The following is a 16,326-nucleotide window of genomic DNA, read 5'->3' on the forward strand; positions in this document are numbered from 1 at the left end:
ACAATGGTAGTAGGAGATTTCCCAATTGAATTAGATACAGTCGTTGTTGGTGCAGGTCCTGGTGGATACGTTGCGGCAATTCGTGCAGCACAATTAGGTCAAAAGGTAGCAATCATTGAAAAAGCTAACCTTGGTGGCGTATGCTTAAACGTTGGATGTATTCCTTCAAAAGCGTTAATCAATGCAGGTCATCGTTATGAGAATGCAATGCATTCTGATGACATGGGTATCACTGCAGAGAACGTAAAAGTTGACTTTACAAAAGTTCAAGAATGGAAAAACGGCGTAGTTAAGAAATTAACTGGCGGTGTTGAAGGCCTTCTTAAAGGTAACAAAGTTGAAATCATTCGCGGTGAAGCTTACTTCGTAGATGCTAACACATTACGCGTAATGACTGAAGATGCAGCTCAAACGTATACGTTTAAAAATGCTGTTCTTGCAACTGGTTCTACACCAATCGAAATTCCAGGATTCAAATACTCTAAACGTGTTATCAACTCTACAGGTGCTTTAAGCTTACCTGAAATTCCTAAAAAACTTGTTGTAATCGGCGGCGGTTACATCGGTATGGAATTAGGAACTGCATATGCTAACTTCGGTACAGAAGTTACTGTAGTAGAAGCTGGCGACGAAATCTTAGCTGGTTTCGAAAAAGCTATGAGCTCTGTTGTTAAACGTGCTCTTCAAAAGAAAGGTAACGTTAATATCCATACAAAAGCTATGGCTAAAGGCGTTGAAGAAACAGAAACTGGCGTAAAAGTTAGCTTTGAAGTTAAAGGTGAAATCCAAACTGTAGAAGCAGATTACGTATTAGTAACTGTAGGTCGTCGTCCAAACACTCAAGAAATCGGTCTTGAGCAAGTTGGAGTTAAAATGACTGACCGCGGCATCATCGAAATCGATGAGCAATGTCGTACAAACGTACCAAACATCTATGCAATCGGTGATATCGTTCCTGGACCACCATTAGCTCACAAAGCTTCTTACGAAGGTAAAGTAGCTGTTGAAGCAATTAGTGGCCATGCATCAGCAATCGATTACATCGGAATTCCTGCAGTATGCTTCACTGATCCAGAATTAGCATCTGTTGGTTACACTAAGAAACAAGCAGAAGAAGCAGGAATGACAGTAGCTGTATCTAAGTTCCCATTCGCTGCTAACGGTCGTGCGTTATCATTAAACAGCACTGACGGTTTCCTACAACTTGTAACACGTAAAGAAGACGGTCTTCTTGTAGGTGCTCAAGTTGCAGGTGCAGGCGCTTCTGATATTATCTCTGAGATTGGTTTAGCTATCGAAGCAGGAATGACTGCAGAAGATATCGCTCAAACAATCCATGCTCACCCAACATTAGGTGAGATCACAATGGAAGCAGCTGAAGTTGCTCTTGGAATGCCAATTCACATTGTAAAATAATTTAAGTAATGAAAATAGCCCATCTCTTATTTAAAGAGATGGGCTATTTTTTATTTTAATAAAATGGCTTGCAAGGTCTTTAAATGTACTTGTCGAATGAATATATAATACTTTAAATGAATCGGTAGAACATATATGAATCCAAAAGCTGTATACATGCTTTCGTATAATATGTAATTGATTCAAACATAATCCCATATATTAATAAAATAGAGCATGTCAAAGGAGAAGATTCCATGAGAATATTACATGTTATATTTTATCATTTTTTATTATGGAGTGGTTTTTCTGTTGTATTATCATTGTCAAATGGTGATAAGTTGCATTACAAAGTCATTCTATTTTTTGTATTCCTTTATTTAGCATATGTGATTGCATATTTTGTATTGCATATCAGAAAGCAGGCTTTATTCCTTACGTGTTCAAATTGCATACTTTTCTTAATTATATTTTCTGTTTTTTAAATTAACGTTTATAGAAATACATTGTTCTTCCATTAAATAATTGTAATTCTCCTTCTAATTTCTTCGCTAGAAAACGGCAAAATTCATTTGCTTTTCCTTTATCACCAAATGTTGCATTAGGTGGTAAAGAAATCTGAATAAAAGATTGTTCCTTTTCTATACCAACACCAACATAAATAGAGTCATATCGATCGTGAGTAGATTGTAGTTTTAATGTTGTTGCTGATGTATCCAAAATTTCATAAGGAAAAGCGGTATTTGTATAAGCGTAATTGATTTGAACACCAGTTTTGGAAGTAACTGTTTTATAGTACTGAAAAAGTTGTTTTATATCATCTGTTGAAACAGCTTGTTGATTGGATTTAGGTACAAGCGTAATAAAGGCATGTTGCATATAAGTTTCCTCCTAACCTTAGTAGAATACTCTCATTCTACATCCTACTGAATTTTTTGACAATTAAAAGGAGTATTCCTTTTTTTGTTTAATATACTAATGAAAGGTGATGTAGAAAGGTGGAAACCGATGTTTGAAAAATTGTATGATGAGCATGAAAGTGTGAAGGTACGATTTTTGGGGTTTATGACACATGATACTCGTTATGATTTTGGCGTTATTTATACAAATATGTTTTTTGGAAAGCCACTCATTGTTTGCATGCAAACAGGAAGATCTACTTTACTTGGACGAGATGATGTAGAGAATGTGCAACATATACAGGAAGTTTTTAAATTAGGATCAGAAGAGGAAGCGGCAGAGTTAGCGCAGTTTTTTAAATTTTTAGTCCCATCTACTTCTTTGCATGCGGAATATGAAGAATAATTAATGTAAAACAGTCGTACGTATAAATATGGCTGTTTTTTTGTTTGAATATCGCATACTAATTTAAATTAAAAATATTTAATGTGTTATACTAAAAACCTATTGACGTAAAAAGTATAACATATTAAAATAAAGACAGAAAGTTAAGCGGTTACAAAAGTTTTTGGGATTATAAACTTAGGGGGAAATGAAAAATGGGAACGATCGTATGTCAAGATTGTGAAGGTACAATTGCACACTTCGAGGATGAGAAAGTAACGGTACTTTACGGGAAATGTGGATCTTGCGGATGTGATCACACAGAGCATACAAAAGCCCAATAATTGATAGGAAATGGACAGCTAAAAGTTTTTAGGACCATAAACTTAGGGGGAAATGAAAAATGGGAACAATCGTATGCCAAGTATGTGAAGGAACAATCGGTCATTTTGAAGATGAAAAAACGACAGTGCTTTACGGAAAATGTGGTACAAATTGTGACTGTGCTAATAAAGACAAAGCGAAAGCTTAATTATAAATAAGTAGATTATTATTAAAACTCAGGGGGGAAATGAAAAATGGGAACAATCGTATGCCAAGTATGTGAAGGAACAATCGGACATTTTGAAGATGAAAAATCAACAGTACTATACGGGAAATGTGGATCTCATTGCGAATGTGACCATAAAGAACATAAAAAAGCTTAAATAAGAAAAAGCGCCTACATATACACATGTAGGCGCTTTTTTAATAAATTGTAGTTGTATGACCAACTGTTGCAACGATTGCATCATCTCTAATCGGAATAAATCCTATCGATGTCTGTGGAGTGCTAGGAGAGGCGTAGTGGCTCATGAGACGGCTATCAATACGGGTAATAGTATCGGTCAAGAAAGCTGAAATAAAAGCGTAAGGGACGCGTCGTTCATTTAATGCGTATATAATTTCTTCTTTTGTTTTTACACCTACGCCATGTCCGTAAAAAAAGAAGTTTCCTAGATAGATTGTATTTTCTCCTTGCCACTCGATTGTAGCTGGATTCACTTGTGGATTTTTAAAATAAACGAGGTCGCCGGGAACTAGATCGCCACCCGTTTTTGTTATGAGCTTTAAATCTTGATCGTAGTCCCACGTATAAAGTAAAAGGTTTGCAAAGAGACGGTTGAACGTTTCTTCCTCATACAAGGATAGTAAAGCTTTGTAAAAAATAATGATCATAGCGGTGGCACATTCAGTTCCATATAGTTTTCCGTTTTTGAAAATATCTTGTATGGCAATGGAAGGGGGTATGTTTGGGAGGAGCTCGAATCCCCCAAGTGACGTTCTTTTCCAATACTGGGGGTTGCAAAAGGACTGTTGAAATGTGCGAAACTGAAATCCACTTTGAAAAAGTTCTAATGCAGAAGTAATAATATTAACGCGCAAATTTAGATCAAAGCTGAGTTCATCAGCTGTTCGGAAGGAATAGATTTCTTGATTTCCTGCCATTATAGATAAAATTTGTTGTTTCTCAGATGCAAATGGCTCATATTCATTTGTGATATAAGGATGTACAATAGAACGGCCTATTACAATCATAATAGTATCCCCACCTATACATTACATTACTTCATATCGTATGAGAAAAGGGGAAAAGGGTGAAAGAAAAGCCTATCAACTGATAGGCTTGTACTCTTTAATCACACGTAATGTTTGTAATGTCATATCTTCAGGACCTTGTACAGGTAAACCTGCTTCTAAGTTTTTACGAATATACTCTAAGTTATCTTGTGTAATAATTTCCCCCGGAGTAAAGATTGGAATCCCTGGCGGATAAACCATAACGAAATCAGCTATAATACGACCTGCTGCATTTTCAAACGGAATGACTTCTGTTTCCGAATAAAAAGCATCTCGAGGAGAAAGTGCTAGCACTGGTATTTCTGGGATTTCTACTTGTATTTGAACACCTTTATCGGCTTTATTTCTAAATGTTGCTGCTAAATCTTGTAATGCCGCAATAAGTGTATTTGTCTCACTTTCTGTATCTCCGAAAGTGACAAGGCATAGTATGTTGTATAAATCTGAGAGTTCTACTTCAATGTTATATTGCTCTCTAAGCCACACTTCAGCCTGATGGCCTGTAATACCTAAATCTTTTACAGATACGATTATCTTTGTAGGATCATAGTTAAAAGTAGCATCCGTACCTAGCATTTCTTTCCCAGGACAGTAAAGATCCTCAATAGCATTAATAGCATCACGAACTTGTTCCGCTAATTGTATTGTTTGTTCTATGAGTGCTGTTCCTTCTGTAGCAAGACGTTTTCTAGCAGCATCTAGGGATGCTAACAAGATGTAAGAAGTTGATGTCGTCGTAAGCATGCTAATAATAGATTGAACATGTTTTACGTTCACAAGACCTTCCTTCACGTTAAGAATAGAACTTTGTGTTAAAGACCCTCCTAATTTGTGAACACTTGTTGCTGCCATATCTGCACCGGCTTGCATCGCTGACATCGGCAATTCATCGTGAAAATGAATATGAACACCATGAGCCTCATCAACGAGTACAGGGATATCGTAAGAATGTGCTAATTGGACAATCTGTTCTAAGTCCGCAGCAAAGCCAAAGTATGTTGGGTTAATAACAAGTAAGCCTTTTGCATCTGAATGCTCTTCAAGTGCCTTTTTGACAGATTGAATTGTGATTCCATGTGAAATACCAAGTTTTGGATCGATTTCAGGATGCATGAAAATCGGTTTTGCACCTGAGAAAATAATAGCTGACATTACTGATTTATGCACGTTTCGTGGCACTAGGATTTTGTCACCAGGACCGCAAACGCTCATCACCATTGTCATTATTGCACCACTTGTACCTTGAATAGAAAAGAAAGTATGATCCGCACCAAATGCAGCGGCTGCTAAATCCTGTGCTTCTTTAATCATACCTTTTGGATGATGTAAATCATCGAGCGGCGCAATATTAATTAAATCAATTGCTAATGCATTATGCCCAATAAATTCGCGAAATGTAGGATCCATACCCTGTCCTTTTTTATGACCAGGAATATGGAATTGAATTGGATTTCGCTTACTGTGCTCAACTAAAGCGGTAAACAATGGTGTTTCGTATTGGGACAATCTATACACTCCTTCTTCTTCATAATATTTAGTATTATTTGTTTTATATAATCCTGTTCTAAAAAAGTTAAATCCTTTTTAGTATGAGGCTTGTTTTTCTGCCATTCACAAAAGTGTTTTTGAGATGGTAGGTTCACTTTGTTTTCTATAAAACAAAAGCATTATATCACCAATAATTATAGATGTATAGAAAAAAATATTTTTACAGTGAGTATGTTAAATAGTTATTTCCAATTATCTTATAGAGGAAGACAATTCCATCATAAGGAATAAATAGTGTATAATGCAAAGTGGCTATAGTGAAGAAGAAAAAATTCCTTTAAGATAGCATATTGAAATAAGAAGAAATGATAAATGAGGTGCAAAATGGAATATCAATATCCGCTAGATTATGATTGGTCAAATGAGGAAATGGTTGCAATTGTGAAGTTTTATGAAGCAATTGAGAAAGCATACGAAAAAGGAATTATAAGAGAAGAATTAATGGGATTATATCGTCGTTTTAAAGAGATTGTTCCATCTAAAGCAGAAGAGAAGAAAATTGATAAAGAGTTCCAAGAAGTAAGTGGATATTCTATATATCGTGCGATTCAAAGGGCAAAAGAAACTGAAGAACAAAAGCTTGTGAAAATGTAAAAAATATTTTGAAAAATGAAAACTGAAGTGATATAATGTGATAACAACTAAAAACGGACAATATAAATTGTCCGTTTTCTACTATCGATTACAAAGTGCATATAAAGGAAGGAGTGATTGCATCGTAGATTCAATCTTAGCAAGGAATTGTTCGTTGGTCATTGCTGAAAACTCCTCTGGTGATATATGAATACCAACTAATAATTCTGCTTTTTTCACAGTAGCTAGACGTTCAATCATCTTTTGTAAGTCTTCTGTTTCAAGTGTTCTATGTAATTTTACACTTGGTTTAGTATGGTCAATGGACCAAACGAAGTCATTTGGAATATTTGTTTTTAAATCATTTAAATGTTCTAAGAAGGCGTGAGCCGTCTCCACTTTTTGTGGACACTCATAGATTAATCCAAAGTATATGAAGGCATGAGTACCCCATAATCCAATTTGGAAATGTGGTAGCATTTTATATCCGCGTTTATTTGTTGAAAAAGCAACCCAAGTATCGTTTGGTGGATTGACTTTGCGACGTGCATGTTTTGCTACATGATAAAAAAAGTTCTCATCAGTTTGTTTGGATAAATACGTTGCAAACTGTTCCCCTAAAGCTTCCAGCTTAGGATGAATGTTCGTTTTAATTGCACTCATTCGTTCTTCGAGACCATCAACTGTAAAGACCTCAAAATCAGTTGACTTGAATGTTTGTAGTGTCATGATTGTTCCTCCAACTCCTATTTTGCTTTTATTTTAGCATAGCTTGTACTATTCATAAAAAAAACAGCACAAAAAATTTTAAATAAAAAAATATAATTTTGTTGCATAGATGATTTATCCAACATAGTATAGTATAAAACAAAAAATCAGAAAATTGAATCAATTCTAGTCCGAGGGCAGACGAATATTGGGAGGAGGCAAATAATATGAGACAGGTGATTAATGCGTTAAAGAGAACAGATGCTGAAAAGAGAATACCGGTGCTACGTTTGGAGCTAGATTATGAATTAGCAACTTTATATGATGCGATGATGGAAAATGATAAACTGAAAAAAGAAGAGTGTGTACAAAAGTTAGAAGTGTTAAGACTTGAAATGATTCGTTTAGAGGCGTAATAATAGTATATGTATAAAAAATTAGTTGGTGCGAACCTTATAAAGGGTTCGTTTTTTCTGTGAACAGTATAGATCGGAGTGTTTAAACATGCAAGAAGTATGGAAAGACATCGATGCACACGCCAAACAGTGGATTCGAGATGCAGGAGAGTTTTTAATGGCATCAATGGAAAAAGCACTTATTATAGAAACGAAATCTAATGCAGCTGATTTAGTAACAAATATGGACCGAGAAATAGAACAGTTTTTAATTGGGAAAATTAAAGAAACATTCCCGAACCATAATATTTTAGGAGAAGAAGGTTATGGAGATGAGGTAACTTCGTCTGATGGGGTTGTTTGGTTAATTGATCCAATTGATGGCACGATGAACTTTGTTCATCAAAAAAGAAATTTCGCAATTTCAATTGGAATTTATGAGAACGGTATCGGAAAGGTTGGACTCATTTATGATCCAGTTCATGATGAATTATACCATGCGGTAAAGGGAGCTGGAGCATTTTGTAATGAAGTACCAATACCTTTATTGGAAAAAGGAACTGTAGAGCAAGGTATTGTAGCTTTAAATGCGATATGGCTTACCGACAATCCATTGCTGAATAAGGAAAGTATGATGGCACTGGTTAAGAAAGCAAGAGGCACGAGATCATATGGTTGTGCAGCGTTAGAGATGGTATACGTTGCAACAGGAAGAATAGATGCATATGTAACGCCGAGATTATCACCATGGGATTTTGGTGGGGGACAGATAATTGTAGAGGAAGTTGGAGGCAAGGCGACAACATTTGCTGGATCCTCGCTTTCTATCGTAGAAAAGAGCAGCGTATTAGTTGCAAAACCAGGAGTGTACGAAGAGGTGTTACGATTTATAGCGGAGTAACAAAAAAAGTAAGAGGCTGTATAAGCGCTTCTTACTTTTTGACGTTATTGCGATTTACGCATTTTTCTTTTTGTTACAAAACCGTATCCAACTGTAACAAATGTGCCGATAATGCAAATAATAACACCGATGGGACTATTTTCAGCAACCATAATACCGATACCGATTAAGAAAATAACACCGATAATTGCAGTTAATAAAAAGCGATATTGAATGTGTTCCATTTCTTCACCCTCCAATTTTATTTTACTTTCACAAAAGTAAGAATACAACTATATTTTCATTCTTGATTTTATTTTGATTGCCATTGTATCCCCTTCGCTCTTATAATAGAGAAGGATTAAAAAGACATTAGGAGTTGGACATGTTGAAAAAACGACAAGATTTACGAAATATAGCAATTATTGCCCACGTTGACCATGGTAAAACAACACTTGTTGACCAGTTATTACGTCAAGCGGGGACGTTCCGTGCGAATGAACATATTGAAGAACGCGCAATGGACTCAAACGATCTAGAAAGAGAACGTGGTATTACAATTTTAGCGAAGAATACTGCGATTCACTATGAAGATAAAAGAATTAACATTTTAGATACACCTGGTCACGCTGACTTCGGTGGAGAAGTAGAACGTATCATGAAAATGGTTGATGGTGTTCTACTTGTTGTTGATGCATATGAAGGTTGTATGCCACAAACACGATTTGTTTTAAAGAAAGCTCTTGAGCAAAACTTAACTCCAATCGTTGTTGTAAACAAAATTGACCGTGACTTCGCTCGCCCTGATGAAGTAGTTGATGAAGTAGTTGACTTATTCATCGAACTTGGTGCAAACGAAGATCAATTAGAGTTCCCAGTTGTATTTGCATCAGCAATGAACGGAACAGCAAGCTTAGATTCAAATCCAGCAAATCAAGAAGAGAATATGAAATCATTATTTGACACAATTATTGAACATATTCCAGCACCAGTTGATAACAGCGAAGAGCCACTTCAATTCCAAGTAGCACTTCTTGATTACAATGACTATGTTGGTCGTATCGGGGTTGGACGCGTATTCCGTGGTACAATGAAAGTAGGACAACAAGTTGCATTAATGAAAGTTGACGGAACTGTAAAACAATTCCGTGTAACGAAATTATTTGGTTACATTGGATTAAAACGTCAAGAAATTGAAGAAGCAAAAGCTGGAGATTTAGTAGCTGTTTCAGGTATGGAAGACATTAACGTAGGTGAAACAGTATGTCCGGTTGAGCATGAAGAGGCTTTACCATTATTACGTATTGATGAGCCAACACTACAAATGACATTCCTTGTAAACAACAGCCCATTTGCAGGTCGTGAAGGTAAATTCATTACATCTCGTAAAATTGAAGAGCGTCTTCGTTCACAATTAGAAACAGATGTAAGTTTACGTGTAGATAATACAGATTCTCCTGATGCTTGGATCGTATCTGGACGTGGGGAATTACATTTATCTATCTTAATTGAAAACATGCGTCGTGAAGGTTATGAACTACAAGTATCTAAGCCTGAAGTAATTATTAAAGAAGTTGATGGCGTAAGATGTGAGCCTGTAGAGCGCGTACAAATCGATGTACCTGAAGAATACACTGGTTCTATTATGGAATCTATGGGTGCACGTAAAGGTGAAATGTTAGATATGGTGAATAACGGAAACGGTCAAGTTCGCCTTACTTTCATGGTTCCAGCACGTGGTTTAATTGGTTACACAACAGAATTCTTAACATTAACTCGTGGTTACGGTATTTTAAACCATACATTCGATTGCTACCAACCAGTACACGCTGGACAAGTTGGTGGACGTCGCCAAGGTGTTCTAGTTTCACTTGAAACAGGAAAAGCATCACAATACGGTATTATGCAAGTTGAAGACCGTGGTGTAATCTTCGTTGAACCAGGTACAGAAGTATATGCTGGTATGATTGTCGGAGAACACACTCGTGAGAACGACTTAACAGTTAACGTTGTGAAAATGAAACAACAAACTAACATTCGTTCTGCGACGAAAGATCAAACTTCAACAATGAAAAAACCACGCTTAATGACTTTAGAAGAGTCATTAGAGTACTTAAACGATGATGAGTTCTGTGAAGTAACTCCAGAATCAATTCGTTTACGTAAAAAGATTCTTGATAAGAGTGAGCGTGAAAGAGCTGCTAAGAAAAAGAAATCTGTAGAAGCGTAAAATAATAGAACAGCTACCTTTGAGGGGTAGCTGTTTTTTTTATTATATTTATTTTTGGAATATTTACTCTTTTTTGTGGACAGTATTTTTTTTGCAGGTTACTCTTGTATTAAGTACATAAATAAAATTTGTTTTTTGTGAGAAAGGGGGATGAATGATGTTAGAAAGAATGTCGTTTTTTGCGAAATTATGTAAAGTTGATGAAAATCCAGAACTAGGGATGTGGTTACTATATGGCACCATTATTATATTAAGCGCACTTGTGTATAATTTAGGTTTTGCAAGAAAACTATCAATAATAAAAAATATAGTGATATATATATCGTTAGCGATTGGGTGTACAGTTTTAACTTTCTTTGCAGTTTTTTTACCTGTTGGAGAGGGGCTTGTTGTAGCGGCGATTGTACTTGGGATTTATAGGTTGCGTTTACGTCAAGCAAGACAACAAAAAGCAGGATAAGGGGGCGGATTTTTATGCGTTCAGTACAAGATGCACTATATAATTGGTTAACAATTAAAACAGTTGCCGAAGCACGTCCAGATGATCGTGCTGCAAAAGAAACGTATTTGTTATTTCAAAATATGATATATGAAGAACATAAATTAAAAAATGTGGAAGTTAAAAAGAACGAAGAAATGTATTTAATTACATATGAAATGAATGGAGAAAAAAAATCTGCCAGGTTTCCATTAGAAGCTATTGATTGCTTTTTGGATCAAATGAATCGTGAACCTGAAAAATATAAATAAGTCCTTATCTATGTGATTAAGGACTTATTTATATTTTACCAATCGTCTTCGACTTTTTTATCACGATATAATCGGAAATTACCACTTGCATGACGTTCCATCGTACGTTCTGCAATTCGTTCCGAACATTCCATGCACATATATGTATGAATAGGGCGGTTACGCAGTTTTTTTGCCATAGGATTTTCATCATCTAACATATCTTTTTTATCACAAATCATACATTTGACTCTCATTTCGTCACCTCAATACGAATTCTATCAGTATAAGTATATCATGGAAGTATAATGTTTTTGAATAATAGCGGGAAAAAATAATATTTTCGCAATTCGAAAAATAAGTTATGATAAGGATATATTAAGTATATTTGGAGGTGGAAATATGGCGAATGTAGTAGAGCCTACATTAACAGATGATTTAGTACAAACGTTACGTAAAGAATGTATTGTTATGATAGCAACAACAGACTTCGAAAAACAAGTTCCTAACGTAAGTGCTATTTCTTGGGTGTATGCAGTGAGTAAAACTAGTATTCGATTTGCAGTAGATCAGCGTTCGCGTATTGTGGAAAATATACGGCATAGTACTGGGGTGGTATTGACTATAATGGCGAATGAATCCGTATTTTCCATAAGTGGTGCAGGTGAAATTTTGACTGATAGAATGGAAGGCATTCCTCTAAAATTAACTGTAATAGAAGTAAATGTACAAGAAGTGCGTGATGTTATGTTTTATGGAGCCAAACTTGCAATTGAACCAACGTATGAAAAAACATATGATATTCGCGCAGCGAAGAAGTTGGATAACCAAGTGTTAGTAGGAATAAAAGAATTATAAATGTGATAAATAAGAAATTCAGTTATTAACTTTTGTAATCGGTTATTGTGATTTTATGTTAATAATTATAATTAAAAGTAATATATTGAATAGAAATGAATAAAAAATAAATAAAAGGTTTAATGGCTATGGATTTCGATTCTACCTCGTTTATACGGTACATATAATTATAACAATGGTTCGTCCATATTTTATGGATGAAACCCTTGTTCTACAAATTTAAAAGTGGAGTCAGGGGGTAACAGGTTGGATAAAATTTATGTGTTAGATACGAATGTACTTTTGCAGGATCCTTTATCTATTTTTTCATTTGAAACAAATGAAGTAGTGATTCCAGCAGTTGTATTAGAAGAGGTTGATTCGAAAAAACGTTATATGGATGAAGTAGGACGAAATGCTCGTTATGTATCCAAGTTAATAGACAAATTTCGTGAAATAGGAAAGCTGCATGAAAGTATTCCGCTAGAAAACGGCGGTACATTTCGTATAGAATTAAATCATCGTTCATTTGTTCAACTACAAGATATTTTTGTAGAAAAAACAAATGATAATCGAATTTTAGCTGTAGCAAAAAATTTATCTTTAGAAGAGCAAGAAAAAGAGGATGGGAAGTCTGTTATTTTAGTAAGTAAAGACGTGCTCGTAAGGGTAAAAGCTGATGCAATTGGTTTGAAGGCGGAAGATTATTTAAGTGATCGTGTAATTGAAGTAGATAATATATATTCAGGATTTTTAGAAGGGTATATATCAAAAGAGCAATTGGATTATTTTTATGAAAAAGGTGAATTACCTTTATCCGAAATTGCAAATCACCCTTTTTATCCAAATCAATTTGTAGTAATGAAAGATGCATTAGGGGGATCTAGTTCAGCACTTGGTATTGTGGATCACTTAGGTAAGAAGGTAAAGAAACTTATTTTTCACAATGAACAAGTATGGGGGATACGACCACGAAATGTGCAGCAAATTATGGGATTAGAATTGTTGCTTCGTGAAGATATTCCGCTAGTAACGTTAACAGGGAAAGCTGGTACAGGAAAAACATTACTAGCTTTAGCTTCGGGGCTCATGCAAACTGAAGATTTAGGGCTATATAAAAAATTACTTGTCGCAAGACCAATTGTTCCAGTCGGAAAAGATATCGGTTATTTACCAGGAGAAAAAGAAGAAAAGTTAAGACCGTGGATGCAACCGATTTTTGATAATCTAGAGTATTTATTTAATACGAAAAAGCCAGGAGAGTTAGATGCTATTTTAGCTGGAATGGGTTCGATTGAAGTAGAAGCTCTTACCTATATACGTGGGAGAAGTATTCCGGATCAGTTCATTATAATTGACGAAGCACAAAATTTAACGAAACATGAAGTGAAAACGATACTAACGAGAGTAGGAGAAAAAAGTAAAATCGTATTAATGGGAGATCCTCAGCAAATTGATCATCCGTATTTGGATGAGTATAATAACGGTTTAACATATGTTGTAGAGAAGTTTAAAGAGCAGCGTATTAGTGGTCATGTAAAGTTTGTTAAAGGGGAGCGATCGAATTTAGCTCAACTAGCAGCAGATTTATTATAAAAGGAGTGAGCTGAGGCTCACTCCTTTTTCTTCCAATTATACACTTTAAATAATTGTGAATTTACGGATGTTACGGATTGGATCTTGTCTATTAGATCCATCATTGTAATATAGATGAACAGGTCCATCCTCTTTTAATGGCTTTCCTTCTTTTGAAAAACCAAGAATAGCATTTTCTACAGTTTCTAATGGAAGTATTATCGTTTGATCTACTGTTTCAATTTCGACTTGCGTAGCGTCATCTGAAATTTCGGCGTTAGCAAGGAATGGATGAAATGGTATACCGAACGTTCCAGTAATTAGTTGTTCTTTTTTATATTTTTTTACACTTTGTTGTATCGGTGGAAACGCAGCACCATCACGAATTTCGCGATCCCAATGTTCTGAAGTGTTTTTTAAATAAGTTTCTAGTTCTGATGTGTTTTCTCTTGTTTCATTAAAGTAAGTTGTCAAATCTACTTTTCGATCATCAAAGATCCAAACAGTTGGATCGATAGTGATTGGAAAACGAACTTTTCCATTAATAAATAAAATTTCGCTCATTGTTGTTCCCCCATTTGTATTATACTCCCACTTTTCAGTATAATAGCATTAGACACGGTTGTCACAAAAAATGTTTCTATTGCAATTTACTAAAACTATCGCTAATATTAATAGATAGGAGAGAGTAGGACGGAAACGGAGGGAATCAATTTGGCGTCTGAGACAGTATCAAATCATCAGGAAAAGGCACTAGCCCTTCTACAAGCGGATGCGGAGAAGATTTTAAGACTTATTAAGGTGCAAATGGACAATCTTACAATGCCGCAATGTCCATTATATGAAGAAGTGTTAGACACACAAATGTTTGGACTATCCCGCGAGGTCGATTTTGCAGTTCGCCTTGGTCTTATTGCAGAAGAACAAGGGAAAGCAATGTTAGGAGAGCTTGAACGTGAGTTATCTGCACTTCATGAAGCATTTACAAACAAACAACAATAACGGGTTCAAATAGGGGAGCTCAAACTGAAATAGTTTGGGCTTTTTATTTGTATAATAAAGCAGGAAGAATCAATGTACATATGGAATACAACAATAATTAAATTGAAACAGAAAGAGGAAATGAAATGAAAAGAGTATGGAAATCAATGGATTATTCATTATTACTTCCTCTTGTTATCTTATGTGTTTTGGGAGTTATAATGGTATATAGTTCTAGTTCCATTGTCGCGATTTCGTCGAAAAATAACTGGCCAGCAGATCACTTTTTTAAAAAACAATTAGTTGCTCTTGCTATTGGAACGGTAATACTAGTGATTGTCGTTATAATCCCTTATAAATTTTGGAGAGAACAAATAGTTCTAGCAGCAATTGGGTTCGGGAGTCTAGCCTTACTAACAGCAGCCTTAGTTTTCGGGCAGGTTATAAATGGTGCAAAAGGATGGATATTAGGTATACAACCGGCTGAGTTTGTAAAAATAACGGTTATTATTACGCTAGCAACCTTTTTTGCTAAGAAACAAGAGAGGCAAACCCCTTTTTTCCAAGGGATAATACCTCCCCTGGTTATTGTCGGTGGATCGATGGTATTAATTTTATTACAAAATGACTTAGGGACTGACATTTTAATAGGTGGAACAGTGTTAATCATGTTCTTTTGTTCAGGGGTTAATGTGAACTTGTGGATAAAAAGATTTTTATTAACATCTGTCGTGTGGATTCCAGCGTTGTATTTTATTGGAAACTACAAATTAAGTGACTACCAAAAAGCTCGATTTTCAGTTTTTCTTGATCCGTTTAGTGATCCTCAAAATGATGGATTTCAATTAGTTAATTCTTTTATTGGAATTGCTTCAGGTGGGCTAAATGGTAGAGGATTAGGAAATAGTATACAAAAGTATGGCTACTTGCCAGAGCCGCAAACGGATTTTATTATGGCGATTATATCTGAAGAACTCGGGTTTATAGGAGTAGCTATCATTTTAATCTGTTTATTACTTATTATTATTCGTTCGTTTAGAGTGGCACAAAAATGTAAGGATCCATTTGGAAGTTTAGTTGCGATTGGAATTGCAAGTTTACTTGGGATACAAACCTTTGTTAATGTTGGTGGTATGTCTGGATTAATACCGCTTACAGGGGTACCTTTACCGTTTATTAGTTATGGTGGTAGTTCCTTGTTGGCTAATCTAATCTCGATGGGTATATTGTTAAATATTGCTAGTCATGTAAAACGACAAGAGAAGCAGCAAAATGAGGAAATGAAAGAAAGAGAACAAGATGGACCACGTCTTGTTGTTGTAAAATAAAAACACATTGTGCTTTAGAGCGCGATGTGTTTTTTATTTTTAAAAAATATTAAATAGGATACATTAATCGGTATTCATAATAAAAAAATATATCACATTCGAATTAATGTGATATACAATTAAGTTGTTAGAAAAGGAAGAGGTATGCTATACTATTTTTGTGAAACAAATTGATCAGAAAACTTATCATTTGTTAAAAAATAAGGTATGATGGATAAAAATAAAGTGAAGCTTTCTAAGTAT

Annotated in this window: 23 protein-coding genes; 16 read left to right on the forward strand and 7 right to left on the reverse strand. The window is 35.1% G+C overall.

Annotated features, from left to right (window positions below; all coding sequences use genetic code 11):
• Window positions 1-3 precede the first annotated feature (3 nt).
• Together lpdA and BAQ44_RS06925 are read left to right on the forward strand one after the other, a co-directional pair.
• Window positions 4-1,416 carry a dihydrolipoyl dehydrogenase gene (lpdA, locus tag BAQ44_RS06920; protein WP_061678278.1) on the forward strand — a complete coding sequence of 471 codons (1,413 nt, stop codon included), beginning with the start codon at window positions 4-6 and terminating at the stop codon, window positions 1,414-1,416.
• Between the two features lie 236 nt (window positions 1,417-1,652).
• Window positions 1,653-1,880 carry a hypothetical protein gene (locus BAQ44_RS06925; protein WP_061678277.1) on the forward strand — a complete coding sequence of 76 codons (228 nt, stop codon included), beginning with the start codon at window positions 1,653-1,655 and terminating at the stop codon, window positions 1,878-1,880.
• 1 nt (window position 1,881) lies between these two features.
• Here the strand turns inward: BAQ44_RS06925 and BAQ44_RS06930 are convergent, their stop codons facing one another.
• Window positions 1,882-2,274: a DUF1885 family protein gene (locus BAQ44_RS06930; protein ID WP_061678276.1), complete on the reverse strand. Its 393-nt coding sequence runs from the start codon at window positions 2,272-2,274 to the stop codon at window positions 1,882-1,884.
• 129 nt (window positions 2,275-2,403) lie between these two features.
• On the opposite strand from BAQ44_RS06930, the gene BAQ44_RS06935 reads away from it, so the two are divergent.
• The 4 genes from BAQ44_RS06935 to BAQ44_RS06950 all read left to right on the forward strand — a co-directional run bounded on the left by BAQ44_RS06935 (window position 2,404) and on the right by BAQ44_RS06950 (window position 3,386).
• Window positions 2,404-2,700 carry a DUF3055 domain-containing protein gene (locus BAQ44_RS06935; RefSeq protein ID WP_033656384.1) on the forward strand — a complete coding sequence of 99 codons (297 nt, stop codon included), beginning with the start codon at window positions 2,404-2,406 and terminating at the stop codon, window positions 2,698-2,700.
• Window positions 2,701-2,894: 194 nt separating this feature from the next.
• Window positions 2,895-3,023: a GapA-binding peptide SR1P gene (locus BAQ44_RS06940; RefSeq protein ID WP_000536778.1), complete on the forward strand. Its 129-nt coding sequence runs from the start codon at window positions 2,895-2,897 to the stop codon at window positions 3,021-3,023.
• Between the two features lie 59 nt (window positions 3,024-3,082).
• Complete coding sequence (locus tag BAQ44_RS06945; protein WP_000536800.1) at window positions 3,083-3,211, forward strand: GapA-binding peptide SR1P; 129 nt, start codon at window positions 3,083-3,085, stop codon at window positions 3,209-3,211.
• Window positions 3,212-3,257: 46 nt separating this feature from the next.
• Window positions 3,258-3,386 (forward strand): GapA-binding peptide SR1P, encoded by a 129-nt coding sequence (locus tag BAQ44_RS06950; RefSeq protein ID WP_063260464.1) that lies wholly within the window; start codon window positions 3,258-3,260, stop codon window positions 3,384-3,386.
• 40 nt (window positions 3,387-3,426) lie between these two features.
• On the opposite strand, the gene BAQ44_RS06955 is transcribed toward BAQ44_RS06950, so the two are convergent.
• Both BAQ44_RS06955 and speA read right to left on the reverse strand, forming a co-directional pair.
• Complete coding sequence (locus BAQ44_RS06955; RefSeq protein WP_061678274.1) at window positions 3,427-4,257, reverse strand: protein-glutamine gamma-glutamyltransferase; 831 nt, start codon at window positions 4,255-4,257, stop codon at window positions 3,427-3,429.
• 75 nt (window positions 4,258-4,332) lie between these two features.
• Window positions 4,333-5,805 carry an arginine decarboxylase gene (gene speA / locus BAQ44_RS06960; protein WP_063260462.1) on the reverse strand — a complete coding sequence of 491 codons (1,473 nt, stop codon included), beginning with the start codon at window positions 5,803-5,805 and terminating at the stop codon, window positions 4,333-4,335.
• A gap of 366 nt (window positions 5,806-6,171) precedes the next feature.
• On the opposite strand from speA, the gene BAQ44_RS06965 reads away from it, so the two are divergent.
• Entirely contained in the window at window positions 6,172-6,441 is a 270-nt protein-coding gene (locus tag BAQ44_RS06965; protein WP_000456541.1) for a UPF0223 family protein, read from the forward strand.
• Window positions 6,442-6,522: 81 nt separating this feature from the next.
• On the opposite strand, the gene BAQ44_RS06970 is transcribed toward BAQ44_RS06965, so the two are convergent.
• Window positions 6,523-7,149 (reverse strand): YktB family protein, encoded by a 627-nt coding sequence (locus BAQ44_RS06970; protein ID WP_000175088.1) that lies wholly within the window; start codon window positions 7,147-7,149, stop codon window positions 6,523-6,525.
• Window positions 7,150-7,355: 206 nt separating this feature from the next.
• On the opposite strand from BAQ44_RS06970, the gene BAQ44_RS06975 reads away from it, so the two are divergent.
• Complete coding sequence (locus BAQ44_RS06975; protein WP_001250166.1) at window positions 7,356-7,544, forward strand: YkzI domain-containing protein; 189 nt, start codon at window positions 7,356-7,358, stop codon at window positions 7,542-7,544.
• A gap of 88 nt (window positions 7,545-7,632) precedes the next feature.
• Window positions 7,633-8,424, forward strand: coding sequence for an inositol monophosphatase family protein (locus BAQ44_RS06980; RefSeq protein WP_063260460.1), 792 nt, complete (start codon window positions 7,633-7,635; stop codon window positions 8,422-8,424).
• A 44-nt stretch (window positions 8,425-8,468) separates the two neighbouring features.
• Here the strand turns inward: BAQ44_RS06980 and BAQ44_RS06985 are convergent, their stop codons facing one another.
• Entirely contained in the window at window positions 8,469-8,648 is a 180-nt protein-coding gene (locus tag BAQ44_RS06985; protein ID WP_000400130.1) for a DUF5325 family protein, read from the reverse strand.
• A 140-nt stretch (window positions 8,649-8,788) separates the two neighbouring features.
• On the opposite strand from BAQ44_RS06985, the gene typA reads away from it, so the two are divergent.
• The 3 genes from typA (at window position 8,789) to BAQ44_RS07000 (ending at window position 11,383) form a co-directional block, all read left to right on the forward strand.
• Window positions 8,789-10,633, forward strand: a complete 1,845-nt coding sequence (gene typA, locus BAQ44_RS06990) for a translational GTPase TypA (protein ID WP_000914755.1) — start codon at window positions 8,789-8,791, stop codon at window positions 10,631-10,633.
• A gap of 157 nt (window positions 10,634-10,790) precedes the next feature.
• Complete coding sequence (locus BAQ44_RS06995) at window positions 10,791-11,093, forward strand: YlaH-like family protein (protein ID WP_000893660.1); 303 nt, start codon at window positions 10,791-10,793, stop codon at window positions 11,091-11,093.
• 14 nt (window positions 11,094-11,107) lie between these two features.
• Entirely contained in the window at window positions 11,108-11,383 is a 276-nt protein-coding gene (locus tag BAQ44_RS07000; protein WP_063260459.1) for a hypothetical protein, read from the forward strand.
• 35 nt (window positions 11,384-11,418) lie between these two features.
• On the opposite strand, the gene BAQ44_RS07005 is transcribed toward BAQ44_RS07000, so the two are convergent.
• Window positions 11,419-11,619, reverse strand: a complete 201-nt coding sequence (locus BAQ44_RS07005) for a YlaI family protein (protein ID WP_001995040.1) — start codon at window positions 11,617-11,619, stop codon at window positions 11,419-11,421.
• A 145-nt stretch (window positions 11,620-11,764) separates the two neighbouring features.
• On the opposite strand from BAQ44_RS07005, the gene BAQ44_RS07010 reads away from it, so the two are divergent.
• Window positions 11,765-12,220, forward strand: coding sequence for a pyridoxamine 5'-phosphate oxidase family protein (locus BAQ44_RS07010; protein ID WP_071721333.1), 456 nt, complete (start codon window positions 11,765-11,767; stop codon window positions 12,218-12,220).
• Window positions 12,221-12,466: 246 nt separating this feature from the next.
• Window positions 12,467-13,795 (forward strand): PhoH family protein, encoded by a 1,329-nt coding sequence (locus BAQ44_RS07015; protein WP_000358079.1) that lies wholly within the window; start codon window positions 12,467-12,469, stop codon window positions 13,793-13,795.
• 45 nt (window positions 13,796-13,840) lie between these two features.
• Here the strand turns inward: BAQ44_RS07015 and BAQ44_RS07020 are convergent, their stop codons facing one another.
• Entirely contained in the window at window positions 13,841-14,338 is a 498-nt protein-coding gene (locus BAQ44_RS07020; RefSeq protein WP_071721335.1) for a molybdopterin-binding protein, read from the reverse strand.
• 150 nt (window positions 14,339-14,488) lie between these two features.
• Here BAQ44_RS07020 and BAQ44_RS07025 point away from each other — a divergent pair, with 150 nt between their 5' ends.
• Both BAQ44_RS07025 and ftsW read left to right on the forward strand, forming a co-directional pair.
• Entirely contained in the window at window positions 14,489-14,776 is a 288-nt protein-coding gene (locus BAQ44_RS07025) for an Fpa/YlaN family protein (protein ID WP_000135698.1), read from the forward strand.
• 125 nt (window positions 14,777-14,901) lie between these two features.
• Window positions 14,902-16,083 carry a putative lipid II flippase FtsW gene (ftsW, locus tag BAQ44_RS07030; protein ID WP_061678268.1) on the forward strand — a complete coding sequence of 394 codons (1,182 nt, stop codon included), beginning with the start codon at window positions 14,902-14,904 and terminating at the stop codon, window positions 16,081-16,083.
• Window positions 16,084-16,326: the final 243 nt, after the last annotated feature.

Source organism: Bacillus mobilis (assembly GCF_001884045.1).
Classification (GTDB): Bacteria; Bacillota; Bacilli; order Bacillales; family Bacillaceae_G; genus Bacillus_A; species Bacillus_A mobilis.

Coding starts and splice junctions, on each gene's coding strand:
- lpdA (WP_061678278.1), top strand. CDS start 4: ATGGTAGTAGGAGATTTCCCAATTGAATTAGATACAGTCGTTGTTGGT.
- BAQ44_RS06925 (WP_061678277.1), top strand. CDS start 1,653: ATGAGAATATTACATGTTATATTTTATCATTTTTTATTATGGAGTGGT.
- BAQ44_RS06930 (WP_061678276.1), bottom strand. CDS start 2,274: ATGCAACATGCCTTTATTACGCTTGTACCTAAATCCAATCAACAAGCT.
- BAQ44_RS06935 (WP_033656384.1), top strand. CDS start 2,404: ATGTTTGAAAAATTGTATGATGAGCATGAAAGTGTGAAGGTACGATTT.
- BAQ44_RS06940 (WP_000536778.1), top strand. CDS start 2,895: ATGGGAACGATCGTATGTCAAGATTGTGAAGGTACAATTGCACACTTC.
- BAQ44_RS06945 (WP_000536800.1), top strand. CDS start 3,083: ATGGGAACAATCGTATGCCAAGTATGTGAAGGAACAATCGGTCATTTT.
- BAQ44_RS06950 (WP_063260464.1), top strand. CDS start 3,258: ATGGGAACAATCGTATGCCAAGTATGTGAAGGAACAATCGGACATTTT.
- BAQ44_RS06955 (WP_061678274.1), bottom strand. CDS start 4,257: ATGATTGTAATAGGCCGTTCTATTGTACATCCTTATATCACAAATGAA.
- BAQ44_RS06965 (WP_000456541.1), top strand. CDS start 6,172: ATGGAATATCAATATCCGCTAGATTATGATTGGTCAAATGAGGAAATG.
- BAQ44_RS06970 (WP_000175088.1), bottom strand. CDS start 7,149: ATGACACTACAAACATTCAAGTCAACTGATTTTGAGGTCTTTACAGTT.
- BAQ44_RS06975 (WP_001250166.1), top strand. CDS start 7,356: ATGAGACAGGTGATTAATGCGTTAAAGAGAACAGATGCTGAAAAGAGA.
- BAQ44_RS06980 (WP_063260460.1), top strand. CDS start 7,633: ATGCAAGAAGTATGGAAAGACATCGATGCACACGCCAAACAGTGGATT.
- BAQ44_RS06985 (WP_000400130.1), bottom strand. CDS start 8,648: ATGGAACACATTCAATATCGCTTTTTATTAACTGCAATTATCGGTGTT.
- typA (WP_000914755.1), top strand. CDS start 8,789: ATGTTGAAAAAACGACAAGATTTACGAAATATAGCAATTATTGCCCAC.
- BAQ44_RS06995 (WP_000893660.1), top strand. CDS start 10,791: ATGTTAGAAAGAATGTCGTTTTTTGCGAAATTATGTAAAGTTGATGAA.
- BAQ44_RS07000 (WP_063260459.1), top strand. CDS start 11,108: ATGCGTTCAGTACAAGATGCACTATATAATTGGTTAACAATTAAAACA.
- BAQ44_RS07005 (WP_001995040.1), bottom strand. CDS start 11,619: ATGAGAGTCAAATGTATGATTTGTGATAAAAAAGATATGTTAGATGAT.
- BAQ44_RS07010 (WP_071721333.1), top strand. CDS start 11,765: ATGGCGAATGTAGTAGAGCCTACATTAACAGATGATTTAGTACAAACG.
- BAQ44_RS07020 (WP_071721335.1), bottom strand. CDS start 14,338: ATGAGCGAAATTTTATTTATTAATGGAAAAGTTCGTTTTCCAATCACT.
- ftsW (WP_061678268.1), top strand. CDS start 14,902: ATGAAAAGAGTATGGAAATCAATGGATTATTCATTATTACTTCCTCTT.